We start from the raw sequence: 13,273 nt of genomic DNA on the forward strand, positions 1-13,273 counted from the left end.
ACTATTCACCTAATATTGAAAAAGCAAAGCAAGATCATTCCTGAATTGGTTTTCGTTTGATACATTTGTCTAAACAATAATACAACTATGCAAAACTTCTTTGTAAAATCACACGGTCTGGGGAACGATTATATCGTTTTAAATCAAGATGAGATAACATTTGAATTAACAGAAAAAGCCATTATTCGAATTTGCGATGTTCACTTTGGAATTGGCTCCGATGGTATTCTTTTAAAGGTGCCCAGCGATAACGCCGATTTCGGTTTGCGCATTCTGAATCCCGATGGGTCGGAGGCGGAGAAAAGCGGAAATGGCTTACGCATTTTTGCCAAGTATTTGTACGACCATGAATTTACTTCAGCAAAAAGTTTCAGCATTGAAACTCCCGGTGGGCTCGTTCGTGCTGAAATTGCAGAAGAAAAAAACGGCAAGGCTTTTATGGTAAAAGTTGATATGGGCAAAGCAATTTTCGAGTCAGAAAAAGTTCCTGTAAATCTTCAGAAACCTGAATGTATTGACGAATCATTGCCATTGCACGACAAAACTTTTCAGATTAATTGTGTTTCGGTTGGAAACCCGCATTGTGTGGTTTTGGTTGATGAACTTAACGAAGAAGAGATTAAAACTTACGGATCTGACATTGAGAATCATCCAATGTTTCCTAATCGGATTAATGTGCAGTTTGCAAAAGTTATTTCGCCAAATGAGGTTGAGATTATGATTTGGGAACGCGGTGCAGGCTGGACACTGGCTTCAGGAAGTTCGTCGTGTGCGGTGGCTTGTACGGTAGTTAAAAGAGGATTAACAGAACGAAACCTTACCATAAAAATGCCGGGTGGAGATTTGTCCATTGAGATAGACGAAGATTGGGAAATCCGCATGACCGGCGAAGTTCGCGAGATTGGAACGGGAACATTGAGTGCAGAAATTATTCAGGATTTGGAACTATAAAACATCCTTTTTTTACCAAAACCAGTGATTAAATTTCCAGGTTAGTAATTTCTTTTGTTATCTGGTAATCGTATTCCGGATATTCGTACATGGCCATCCGCGGTTCGGTGTGGCCAATGGTGTATCCGAAAACGCCGGCGTAATCTTCCGGGTTTTCACCCATTTCTTCCAGCTGTTTAAGGTATTCGTCGAGCGATTTTGACTCGATAACAATTACCTTCCCCATTTTATGAATAATAGGACTGTGGGTGCGTGTAGGATCGTGTTCGAATTCCAGAATCCGCCTACCGTAGCGTGTAATGCCGATGGTTCTGAAAGTCATACTTTTCCCTACTCCTGGCAGGTTAAGAATACTTCGGTCGGTGGATAAAAACGGAAGTTCGGCTTCTTTGTGTAGCGATTTTATACTCTCCACAATTTTTTGAGGATGCAGTAGGAGATGTTGAGCAAAATCCATGTCCTTTTTAGGAATTGTTCCAAATATTTTTTCTTCCATTCGTTCCTGCATCAGTCGCGAGTTAGGAGTAAAACTGGTTTTATTTTCTTTAAATCCTTTCACTGCGAAAGTATAGTAGGAAAGCACACCTAATTCATTTAGAACATTACGCAGTTTTGCACTGTGTCCGCGCCTTGAAGCTGCAGTAGTAAAGACCTCTTGGTTGGTAACTGCCCAGCCCGATTCAAGAAGCAGCTGAACAGCCCGTTTTGAATCGAACGTAATTTCCATGGGCGACTGAAAGTGTGTTTGAACAACAAACTGTTTTATGCCTGCCTTTTGGGCTTTCTTTTTAAATTCCGAAAGAACTTTCCCGAGATTGGGAGTTATTCGTTGGGGCAGATAAGCCGGTAAACGCGTTCCAATTCTTATTCGCACAATTTCGGCATATTTTTCCCCTTCAGCGCGTAAGCTGTTGTCTTCAATTTTTGCCAGAGCCATTTTGTAAATTGCATCAAGTATTTGTTTCAGGCTTCTGTTGCTACTCATTAAGGCATCGCCACCGGTAATAAGTATATCGCGAAGCTGAGCGTCGTTTCTGAAATAACCGAGTAGTTCCGGAAGGCGTTCTTCCCAGGTTCTTTTGGGTTTCAGTTTGTCGAGATTAAAATTGTAGCGCCCGCTCTGAAAATCATACATCCGTTGACAGCTGGCGCACAAACCGCCACAGGCACGGCCAACCGTATCGGGAATAAAAATGGCTACTTCGGGGTAGCGTCGGTGGATGTTATATGAGGGTACAATCCAGCCTGCAGCATTTGGCTCGCCGGGTTTTACCTTGTCTTCTTTTTCCCAGGCTACAATTTTTCCGAACTCCTCAACCAGTTGTTTGCTGTAAATTACGTACGAACGAATGGCCATGTCGGCACCCACCACATAATCGGGGATATATGAATTTAACAGCGAAAGGTAATACGGATTGACAAAAAATGGAATGCCTTTTCTTCTGGCCTTTTTCAGCACCTTCATTGTTTCTTCGGTAAGTGTGTAGTCGAGCATTTCGTTCAACAACTCCGGAGAACGGATAGCAAAGCGTAAATGGAAGTTGCTATCTAGCCACCACTCATTCATCAGCTTTTCTTTATTGGCAAAACTCAAACCTGATTCAAAGGAATACCTTCGGCTGGAAATATCACCACTATCGATTTTTTCGATCAAAATCCGGATGATCCTCTTTTTATTATCTTGTCGTAGTTCTTCCACCACAGGATCAAGTCCCGATGGATATTTCTTCATCCAGTTTTCTACCTGGCTTTTTGTGGGATGTGTTCGAATTTGTGTATCATTTAACTGGCGAAACAATTGCAACATGTCCTCGAAAAAAGCCGCTTCTGCACCACTGCTTCCTTTATGAGTAGCCAGCCAGAGCATTTTAAACGGATTGGTTTGCGCCAATTGTCCGCCAATATTCTGATCGGGAAATTCTTTGCCGGCATTGTCGATATAATCGAGAATACGTATAGCCGCCAAGTCCTGCCAGCTGAGTTTTTCTTCCGGTTCCGGATCGGTAGATTTATTCAGATAATAACTTTCGGCAGCCGGATTGCGTTTTAAAATGGGCATAACCCAGTTGCGTAAAGCCGCATGAACTTCAACTACGTTGTCGGCATTTCGTATTATGTTTTCAAGAACCGGATTTTCGGCTAACAGTTTTTGAAGAATTTTTCGTGCGCGTATGGAGATTCCAACATTGTCCCAGAAAGCAATTGAATCCATGGCGAATTTTTTAAATAAAGTTGTTGGATCATTTAAGGTACTAAAATTTGATTTTAAATCAAAGGAAAACAAGTAGTGTTTGCAGGTGCTTTGTGAAACTTTTGTATTGAAAATCAAAATATTATGCCGTTGTGAGCGCAATTTGTTGAAATCGATTATCTTTGTGCCGATTTTTAAAAATAACAGAGAAATCCCGAAAGGGAAGGAACACCTAATAGTTTGAAATAATGGCACATAAAGCAGGATTTGTGAACATTGTTGGCAACCCGAATGTGGGTAAATCAACAATTATGAATGCACTGGTAGGCGAAAAACTGTCTATCATCACCCAAAAGATGCAAACCACGCGCCACCGCATCAAAGGCATTGTAAGTGGCGAAGATTTCCAGATTGTTTATTCCGATACTCCCGGTATTCTGAAGCCCAGTTACAAGCTTCAGGAATCGATGATGAAGTTTGTTGACACAGCTTTAATCGATGCCGACGTGATTCTTTTTGTTACCGATGTAAAAGAAAAGGTAGACAAAAATCCGGAATACATTGAGAAAGTACGAAAGTCGAATATGCCGGTTATCGTATTGCTGAATAAGATCGATCTCTCGAACCAGGAAGAAGTATTAAAACTGTACGATCATTGGTCGAACACATTTCCGGGAGCCGATGTTTTTGCGATTTCAGCCCTGGAAAAGTTCAATATCGAACCTATTTTCGATCGCATTATGGAGCACCTTCCCGAAGGTCCGGCCTTTTTCTCAAAAGAACAATTGACCGACCGGAACGAGCGCTTTTTTGTGCAGGAAATTATTCGTGAGAAGATTCTTCTGCACTACCAAAAGGAGATACCTTATTCGGTGGAGGTTGAAGTTGAAGAGTTTAAAGAGACAGATAAAATTATAAATATCCGTACAGTGATTCACGTGTCGCGCGATAGCCAGAAAGGAATTATCATTGGGCATCAGGGCAAGATGATAAAACGCGTTGGAACGGAAGCACGCCTTGATGCAGAAGAATTTTTTGACAAGAAAATTTTTCTGGAGTTGTATGTGAAAGTAGCCAAAGACTGGCGCGAGAAAGACGGTCAGTTAAAGAATTTTGGATACGATAAGTTTTAAAGTCGGAAGACCGGAGTAGAAAGTAAGTAGCAGAAACAGGGAAAATATCCTTAGCCCCGACTTTTAAGTTGGGGGAGATGGAAGCCTCCGGAAAACAATGGGCTTTTAGCCCTTAAAAAAGATTGAAAAATGAGCAGCAGAATAGTAGCTATAGTAGGACGCCCGAACGTTGGGAAATCAACTTTATTTAATCGTTTGATTGAACAACGCAAAGCCATTGTTGACGAAACAGCAGGCGTTACCCGCGACCGTAATTACGGAAAAGGCGAGTGGATTGGAGTAGAATATTCAGTAATTGATACCGGTGGTTATGTTGTTAACTCTGAAGATGTTTTTGAATCAGAGATTAACAAACAAGTGCATTTGGCCATTGATGAGGCCGATGTGATTATGTTTGTGGTTGACGTGGAAGCTGGAATTACCGACCTGGATGATGCCATCGCCAGTATTTTACGACGCAACAAAAAGGAGATTATCGTGGTTGTAAACAAGGTAGATAACCATAATCGTATTTTAGATGCACAGGAATTTTACGGCTTAGGATTGGGCGAGATTTATTGTATTTCGTCGATGACCGGAAGCGGAACCGGCGATATGCTGGATGCGTTGGTTGAAAAATTTCCGCACAAAGAGTCGTTGGAGGAAGAGCACGAGTTGCCACACCTGTCGGTTGTTGGCCGCCCTAATGTTGGTAAATCATCGTTTATAAATGCCTTAATTGGCGAAGCTCGTAACATCGTTACCGATGTTGCCGGAACAACGCGCGATTCAATACATACCCGATACAATAAGTTCGGCCACGATTTTATGATCGTTGACACAGCCGGACTTCGCAAAAAAGGAAAAGTACACGAAGATCTTGAGTTTTACTCGGTTTTACGCTCAGTGCGCACCATCGAAAATTCTGATGTTTGCATGTTGCTTCTTGATGCCACCCGTGGTGTGGAAGCGCAGGACATGAACATTCTGAACCTGATCTTAAAAAATAAAAAGGGTGTGGTTATTTTGGTAAATAAGTGGGATTTGGTAGATAAAGATACCATGACAACCAAAAAAATGACACAGGAAATTCAGGAGAGGCTGGCACCGTTTACCGATGTTCCTATTCTTTTTATTTCGGCATTAACAAAACAACGTGTTCACAAAGCGCTGGAGATTGCCATGGAGGTACATCGAAACCGTAAGCAACGTATTAAAACCTCAGAATTGAACGAGATTTTGCTGGAAGCAATTGAAAACTACGGGCCGCCATCGGTGAAAGGGAAATACATAAAAATTAAGTATTGTACACAGTTACCATCGCCAACTCCGGCGTTTGCATTATTTGCCAACTTGCCACAATACATTAAAGAGCCGTATAAAAGGTACATCGAAAATCAGTTACGCGATAATTTTAATCTTACCGGCGTACCTATTCAGATTTATTTCAGGCAGAAGTAGGAAAAGCTGGAAGATTGAAGTAGGAAGCTCGGAGTTGAAAAATTCCATCTGTATGGTTGCAGGTGGAATTTTTTCGTTATAAAGAACCCGTATATGAGAGAAGTGTGTTGTCAAAAAATTCTTAAATTGGCTAAAAATCTTTGGGATTAATGGGCTATAAAATGTTGTATTCCGAAGCATAAAATTAAAAGTATGGCACGTTTTTTAAAAGATCGCTCAAAAGCAAAAGGGTTAGTGCCCGGTTCGCTGGTTTTAATCGGTAGACAAAAAATGGATCAGCCGGTGATTCAATTAATAACCTACGATAAAAATAATTTATTGGAGGAGTCAGTTGATTCGGTTTCTTCTATTCAGCAGAAATTATCAGCCGATAAAGTGAACTGGATAAACATTTATGGGTTACACGATCTTGAGATGATCAAAAAGGTAGGTGAAGAATTTAAGTTGCCGTCACTTTTACTCGAAGACATTTTGAATACTGACCAGTCGCCCAAGTATGAAAATGGCGAGAATTACGATGCTTTTATCATGAAAATTCTTCATCAGGAAAAGGAAGCAAACCGAATTCAAGCCGAGCAGGTAACATTAATTTTGGGCGAAAACTATGTGTTAACTTTGCAGGAGCGTAAAGGCGATTTTTTTGAAGTGGTACGCGAGCGCATTCGTAAAAATAAAGGGAGAATACGCATCAGCGGAAACGATTACCTCGCTTATACTTTAATGGATACTTTGGTTGATAATTATTCGATTCTGATAGAAACTATTGGGCGTCAGGTGGAAGATATTGAAGATCGTCTTTTTAAAACCATGGACTCAAAAATTGTAGAGGAGATCTATCGTTTTAAAACCGAACTCAATTACATTCGGAAAGCAGTACGCCCTGTGCGCGAGTTTATTACTACTTTGCTACGTACGGAAGACTCATTTTTTAAGGAAAAGAATTTTGCCTTTCTGAAAGACTTGAACGATCTTACCGTGCAGTGTGCCGAAGCAGTTGAAATGTATAATAGTATGACTTCAGATCAGCTGAATATTTATAACTCGAATATGAGTAACAAAATGAACGAAGTAATGAAAACCCTTACCATATTTGCTTCAATTTTTATTCCGCTCACTTTTGTGGCTGGAATTTACGGAATGAATTTTGACTACATCCCCGAGCTCAAATTCAGGTATGGATACTTGCTTTTTTGGGTAGTTATACTTATCGTTGGAGGTGGATTGCTGATTTACTTTCGGCGTAAAAAGTGGTTGTAACTTTTTTAATCAAAACATATATGCAGGATATTGAGAATATAGAACTGAAGTATTTAAAATTCGACGATTACCAGGAACTTAAAGCGGCCATGATTGAGGTTTACCCAAGCATGCCCGATGCGTACTGGAAAGAACATCATATCAAATCACTTATCAAACGTTTCCCCGAAGGCCAGGTGGTGCTGAAAGTTAACGGGCAGATTGCCGGTTGTGCGCTTGCCATAGTGGTTGATTACGATAAGTTTGAAGATAACCACAAGTACAAAGAAATAACCGGTAATTATTCTTTCGATACGCACTCGCCCAATGGCGATATGTTATATGGAATTGATGTTTTTATTAAACCCGAATTTCGTGGATTACGGTTGGGGCGCCGGCTATACGATTACCGAAAAGAACTGTGCGAAAGACTAAACTTAAAAGGAATTGCTTTTGGAGGACGCATTCCCAATTATCACCTGTACCAAAATGAGTTGTCTCCAAAAGAGTACATACAAAAAGTACGTACAAAAGAGATTCACGACCCCGTTCTGAATTTTCAGATATCAAACGACTTCCATCCGGCAAAAATTATAAAAGGTTATCTCGAAGGAGATAAAGACTCGAAAGAGTACGCCGTACTTTTAGAGTGGGATAATATCTATTACGAAAAGCCTCGTAAAAAGCCGGAAATCACTAAAACAGTGGTGCGTTTGGGATTAGTGCAATGGCAAATGCGGCCTTATAAAACGTTCGAAGATTTGATGTTTCAGGTTGAGTTTTTTGTTGATGCCGTTTCGGGCTACCGCTGCGATTTTGCCTTGTTCCCTGAGTTTTTTAATGCGCCGTTAATGGCCGAGAACAACCATTTAACTGAACCCGAAGCCATTCGGGAACTGGCCAGACATACAGATGATATTATTGCAAAATTCTCGGAACTGGCTATCAGTTACAACATCAATATAATTACAGGGAGTATGCCCGAATTGGTGGATGACAATTTATATAATGCCGGTTATTTGTGCCGCCGCGATGGAAGTACCGAGCGCTACGAAAAGCTCCATGTAACACCCGATGAGGTAAAGGTTTGGGGAATGCAGGGCGGCAGTTCCCTGAAAGCTTTGGATACCGATTGTGGAAAAATTGGTGTGCTGATTTGTTACGATTCTGAGTTCCCCGAATTGAGCCGTTTGCTGGCCGACGAAGGAGTGGATATCTTATTCGTACCATTTTTAACCGATACCCAAAATGGTTTCTCGCGGGTGCGAAATTGTTCGCAGGCGCGGGCCATTGAAAACGAATGTTATGTGGCTATTGCCGGTAGCGTTGGTAACCTGCCAAAAGTGCATAATATGGATATCCAGTATGCGCAATCGATGGTTTTTACACCCTGCGATTTTGCTTTTCCTGTAAACGGAATTAAGGCAGAAGCTACGCCAAACACCGAAATGATTTTGATTGCCGATGTTGATATTGGCTTGTTGCGCGAATTGAACCAGTTTGGAAGCGTTCGAAATTTGAAAGACCGTCGCCAGGATATTTTCCAGCTGAAAAAGAAGGTGTAATATCTTTTGGCAGAAAGAATTTCAGTATATACATTCATCAAAGTAGAAAATTCAGGGACGAAGGAAGCACTCAGATTTTCTTATCCCGTTTAAATAAAAAACTATGTTCATCGTTCACGTTTTTGTACACGTAAAAGAAGATTGTATTGATGCGTTTAAAGCGGCTACCATCGAAAATGCAAAACACAGTTTAAACGAACCGGGTATAGCTCGTTTTGATTTTGTAGAACAACAAGACGACTCTACACGTTTTGTATTGGTGGAAGTTTATCGTACAGCCAACGACCCTGCAAAACACAAGGAAACGGCTCACTACCAAAAGTGGCGCGACACAGTTGCCGATATGATGGCAGAGCCGCGATCGGCACTAAAATTTTATAATGTACTTCCCGGCGAGAACGGTTGGGATTAATTTCGATAGAAAAAATGGCAGTTAATTTTTCATTTGCAACCGCGGGGCAAATTATTTTTGGAAATCATACGCTTGATAAGGTACCTGATCTTGTTGCTGGTTTTGGCAAGAAGGTTATTTTGGTAACAGGGAAAAGTTCATTAAGAGCAGAAGAACTGATGGCGAAATTCAGCCCGGGAACTGATACCATACTTTTTAAAGTGCCCGGAGAACCGACCACTGATTTGATTGAAGCCGGTGTAAAATTAGCACGCGAGCACAACAGTGAAGTAGTAGTTGGTTTTGGCGGAGGCAGCGTGATTGATAGTGCAAAAGCAATTGCCGCAATGGGAACAAATAAAGGTGAGTTATTGGATTATCTGGAAGTGATTGGAAGAGGAAAGCCACTGACAGAAAGGCCGTTGCCATGTATTGCTATTCCAACAACTGCCGGAACCGGCGCCGAGGCAACTAAAAACGCGGTAATAAAATCGCCCGAAAATAATGTGAAAGTAAGTTTACGCAGTAGCCAGATGTACCCCGACATTGCAGTTGTTGATCCGGTACTTACCTGGTCGATGCCACCAGCATTAACAGCCAGCACCGGAGTTGATGCTTTAACACATTTACTCGAAACGTTTGTGTCAAATCAGGCCAATCCGTTTATCGATATGATTTGCCGCGAAGGATTGACTCGTATTTCACGTTCCTTACGAAAAGCATTTACAGATGGGGCTGACAAACAGGCGCGTGAAGATATGGCAATGGCCAGTTTGCTGGGAGGAATGGCACTTGCCAATGTAAAACTTGGCGCCGTGCATGGTTTCGCCGGACCAATGGGAGGTATGTTTCCAATTCCGCATGGTGCTGTTTGTGCCTGCCTCATGTCGGCAGTAATTGAAGAGAATATTCAGGCTTTGCGTAACAATAAACTCGACAGCTCGAAATTTGATGAGTTAGCAAAAATTCTTACCGGAAACGAAAAAGCCATGTCGAACGATGCCGCTATTTGGGCATCGGAATTGGTGGCTGAACTTCAGGTTTCAACACTCTCCGAATTTGGATTGACCCAAAAGGATTTTCCATTACTGATTGAAAAAGCAAAAGTTTCGAGTAGTATAAAAGGCAATCCGGTAGAATTGACAGATGAGCAGTTGTTTCGTATTCTGGAGCGATCGTTGTAAATCACATTCCGGTATCGGAATAATTTTTGTAGAATAAAACTATCTTTGTAGAATAATTATAACGCGATGATTGGCAGATTTTTTCATACACCGGGAACAAAAAGATTTAAAATTACTCCACGTTTTTGGGATCCCGACAAGGACGAAAGAGACGAGCGGGAACGACGAATAAAGGATGAATTGGGAATTGTTGAAGAAAAAAAACAAAGCAATCGTACGTTTCGTCCTAATGTTAAAGGACAGTTTCGTTCAGGCGATAACTGGGCCCGATCATCCGAATCGGCCAGAAAAGCACAGAACCGCCGACTTATTTGGATTTTTCTGATCCTAGCATTGGTGCTTTATCTTTTCTTCTTTTCCGACTTTTTTAACTAAACAGCGCACTCCGTAGTACAAATTTCTAAAGATTTAATCTTGAGCGATATTATTCAGTTATTACCCGATGCAGTAGCCAATCAGATTGCTGCCGGAGAAGTTATTCAGCGACCGGCATCGGTTGTTAAAGAGCTCGTGGAAAATGCTCTTGATGCGGGTGCAACTGAAATAACCATCAATATAAAAGACGCCGGGAAAACACTCATTCAAATTTCTGATAATGGCAGCGGGATGTCGCCAACCGATGCCCGAATGGCTTTTGAGCGCCATGCCACCTCGAAAATACGTGAGGCTAAGGATTTATTTGCCATTCGTTCAATGGGGTTTCGTGGCGAGGCACTGGCATCAATTGCCGCCATTGCCGATGTTGAACTACGTACCAAAAAAGCCGACGATGAGGTAGGAACTTTTATACATGTTATTGGCTCGGAAGTAAAAACACAGGAGCCTGCCGGGTGCAACAATGGTACCAATTTCATGATTAAAAACCTGTTTTTTAATGTGCCGGCTCGTCGTAAATTTCTGAAAGCGAATTCAACCGAATTAAAACATATTATCTGGGAAATTCAGCGGATAGCGCTACCCAATCCCGACATCAAATTATCATTGATTCACAACGGCACAACAGTTTATGATTTGCCACCGGCCAACCATCGGAAACGTTTGGTTGATGTGTTTGGAAGAAGTTTGAACCAAAGCCTGATAAATGTTGATGAAGACACCAGCATTGTTAAAGTGTTTGGTTACGTTGGTCAGCCAAAATATGCCCGCAAAACACTGGGCGAACAATTCTTTTTTGTGAACGGGCGTTTTATGCGTCATCCGTATTTTCACAAAGCCATTATGCAGGCTTTTAATAAGTTATTGCCGCCCGATACGTATCCGTCGTATTTTTTGTTTCTGGAACTCGATCCTGAAGCAATTGATATAAATGTGCATCCTACAAAAACCGAAATAAAATTTGAAAATGATCGCGATATCTGGCCGATAATTCATGCAGCGGTGCGCGAATCGTTAGGCAAGCATAATGTAGTACCATCCATTGATTTTGACCAAAGTGGAAGCATCGATATTCCTGTTCCGAAAAAAGGAGGTGAGGATGTGCGTTTCCCAGAGATTCAGGTCAATCCCGACTATAATCCTTTTAACAACGAAAAACAGTTCGCCGAACGTGGATACTCGCCTTTTGATAAGGACTCAGGACAGGGAAGAAGCTCTTTTCCGGATTCGGGTAGAGAAAAAAAGAACCTGGAGAACTGGGAGGAATTGTACCAGGGAGCACAGCTAAAAATAAAACCTGAGCCGGAATATCGCGGTACAGCTCCGCAAAATGACGACTTATATGTCAACGCGCCCGGGCAGTTTAGCGGTAAAAAAGTGTTGCAGCTGAAACAACGTTATGTGTTAACGCCGGTAAAATCGGGGTTGATGGTTATCGATCAGAAAAGAGCACACGAGCGCATTTTATTTGAGAAATTTATGGAAGTGCTGAAATCGGATTCGGTAGCCAGCCAGCAGCAATTATTTCCGCAAACCATTGAACTCAATCCAGCCGATTCGGCATTGCTGAAATCAATTTTGGAAGATTTGTTGTCGTTGGGATTTGATATTCGCGAATTTGGCAAAGACACTTTTATTATAAATGGTACGCCAGGTGTTCTGGATATTTCTTCGCCTGAGCTGATATTAGAAAAATTGCTGGAAGACTATAAAACATCGCCGGTTGATGCGCGATCAAAAGCCAGGGAACAAATTGCTGCGTCGTTGGCAAAAGCATCGGCAATGGATTATGGCACCAACCTCAAACAGGAAGAGGTGGATCACCTGATCGACAACTTGTTTGCCTGTGCTACACCCAACTTTTCGCCCGACGGGAAGAAGGTGTTGACCATCATTTCGACAGATGATATCGAAAAAAGTTTTTCAAAATGACAGATTGTCGTTAATTTGAACGCGTTAATTTTTGGCTCGGTCATTGTATCTTGCCTCATCATTAAAACAATAAGCAACTGAAGATCGTTGATTTTGGAAAGAAAGATTATTTCGGTCTACCAATTTTAAAATTATGAGATACCGTCCGATGTTAAATATGCCTCCGGTAGTGAAGAATTTGATTCTCGCCAACGTTGTGGTTTTCCTGATTACCATTGTGTTAAAACAAACCGGTACCGATTTGTACCCGATTTTAGGATTACACTTTCCCTTGTCGGAGAAGTTTAGGCTACACCAGTTTTTTACTTATATGTTTATGCACAGCTCGAGTGGTATTGGGCATATCTTTTTTAATATGTTTGCCCTGTATATGTTTGGGCGCGTGTTAGAAGGCGTGTGGGGGTCAAAACGGTTTCTGACATTTTACCTGGTAACCGGAATTGGTGCAGCAGTGTTGCATATGGTGGTCGCTTATTTCGAATACCGGTCACTTATTGGAAAATTGTCACCCGATCAAATTGCTTACGTGAAAGAGGTTGGCTACCAAATTTGGAGCGAGGGAAAGAATTTTAGCGATCCATTATCCGGTAAGCTAAATGCTATTCTGAATACGCCAACCGTTGGTGCGTCGGGAGCTGTTTTTGGCATTTTGTTAGGTTTCGGAATGTTGTTCCCGAATACCCAGCTGATGTTACTTTTTCCGCCAATACCAATTAAAGCCAAGTATTTTGTGATTGGTTACGGTGCTTTGGAATTATTCTTTGGCGTGTCGGGGATTCAGGGAAGTGTAGCCCACTTTGCTCACCTTGGAGGTATGCTGTTTGGTTATTTTATGATTAAATACTGGAACAAGAACTCGAATCGTTTTTATTAAA

The 13,273-nt window shown here is 41.6% G+C and carries 11 protein-coding genes; 10 read left to right on the top strand and 1 reads right to left on the bottom strand.

Annotated features, from left to right (window positions below; all coding sequences use genetic code 11):
* The first annotated feature begins 87 nt into the window (after positions 1-87).
* Entirely contained in the window at positions 88-951 is an 864-nt protein-coding gene (gene dapF, locus G0Q07_RS03910) for a diaminopimelate epimerase (RefSeq protein ID WP_163344860.1), read from the top strand.
* Between the two features lie 28 nt (positions 952-979).
* On the opposite strand, the gene G0Q07_RS03915 is transcribed toward dapF, so the two are convergent.
* Entirely contained in the window at positions 980-3,163 is a 2,184-nt protein-coding gene (locus tag G0Q07_RS03915) for a KamA family radical SAM protein (protein WP_163344861.1), read from the bottom strand.
* 227 nt (positions 3,164-3,390) lie between these two features.
* Here G0Q07_RS03915 and era point away from each other — a divergent pair, with 227 nt between their 5' ends.
* From era to G0Q07_RS03960, 9 genes are all read left to right on the top strand, one after another.
* Positions 3,391-4,275 carry a GTPase Era gene (era, locus tag G0Q07_RS03920; protein ID WP_163344862.1) on the top strand — a complete coding sequence of 295 codons (885 nt, stop codon included), beginning with the start codon at positions 3,391-3,393 and terminating at the stop codon, positions 4,273-4,275.
* Positions 4,276-4,404: 129 nt separating this feature from the next.
* The gene (der, locus tag G0Q07_RS03925; RefSeq protein ID WP_163344863.1) at positions 4,405-5,715 is read left to right on the top strand and encodes a ribosome biogenesis GTPase Der; all 1,311 of its coding nucleotides are present in this window, start codon (positions 4,405-4,407) and stop codon (positions 5,713-5,715) included.
* A gap of 192 nt (positions 5,716-5,907) precedes the next feature.
* The gene (gene corA / locus G0Q07_RS03930) at positions 5,908-6,972 is read left to right on the top strand and encodes a magnesium/cobalt transporter CorA (RefSeq protein ID WP_163344864.1); all 1,065 of its coding nucleotides are present in this window, start codon (positions 5,908-5,910) and stop codon (positions 6,970-6,972) included.
* A gap of 20 nt (positions 6,973-6,992) precedes the next feature.
* The gene (locus G0Q07_RS03935; protein ID WP_163344865.1) at positions 6,993-8,516 is read left to right on the top strand and encodes a carbon-nitrogen hydrolase family protein; all 1,524 of its coding nucleotides are present in this window, start codon (positions 6,993-6,995) and stop codon (positions 8,514-8,516) included.
* A gap of 103 nt (positions 8,517-8,619) precedes the next feature.
* Positions 8,620-8,928 carry a putative quinol monooxygenase gene (locus G0Q07_RS03940; RefSeq protein WP_163344866.1) on the top strand — a complete coding sequence of 103 codons (309 nt, stop codon included), beginning with the start codon at positions 8,620-8,622 and terminating at the stop codon, positions 8,926-8,928.
* Positions 8,929-8,942: 14 nt separating this feature from the next.
* A complete protein-coding gene (locus tag G0Q07_RS03945; protein WP_163344867.1) occupies positions 8,943-10,091 on the top strand; it encodes an iron-containing alcohol dehydrogenase in 1,149 nt (382 codons plus the stop codon).
* A 66-nt stretch (positions 10,092-10,157) separates the two neighbouring features.
* Positions 10,158-10,466 (top strand): hypothetical protein, encoded by a 309-nt coding sequence (locus tag G0Q07_RS03950; protein WP_163344868.1) that lies wholly within the window; start codon positions 10,158-10,160, stop codon positions 10,464-10,466.
* A gap of 39 nt (positions 10,467-10,505) precedes the next feature.
* Positions 10,506-12,398 carry a DNA mismatch repair endonuclease MutL gene (mutL, locus tag G0Q07_RS03955; RefSeq protein ID WP_163344869.1) on the top strand — a complete coding sequence of 631 codons (1,893 nt, stop codon included), beginning with the start codon at positions 10,506-10,508 and terminating at the stop codon, positions 12,396-12,398.
* 133 nt (positions 12,399-12,531) lie between these two features.
* On the top strand, positions 12,532-13,272 hold the full coding sequence (locus tag G0Q07_RS03960; RefSeq protein WP_214648364.1) for a rhomboid family intramembrane serine protease: 741 nt from the start codon (positions 12,532-12,534) through the stop codon (positions 13,270-13,272).
* Position 13,273 lies beyond the last annotated feature (1 nt).

The organism is Draconibacterium halophilum (genome assembly GCF_010448835.1).
GTDB lineage: Bacteria > Bacteroidota > Bacteroidia > Bacteroidales > Prolixibacteraceae > Draconibacterium > Draconibacterium halophilum.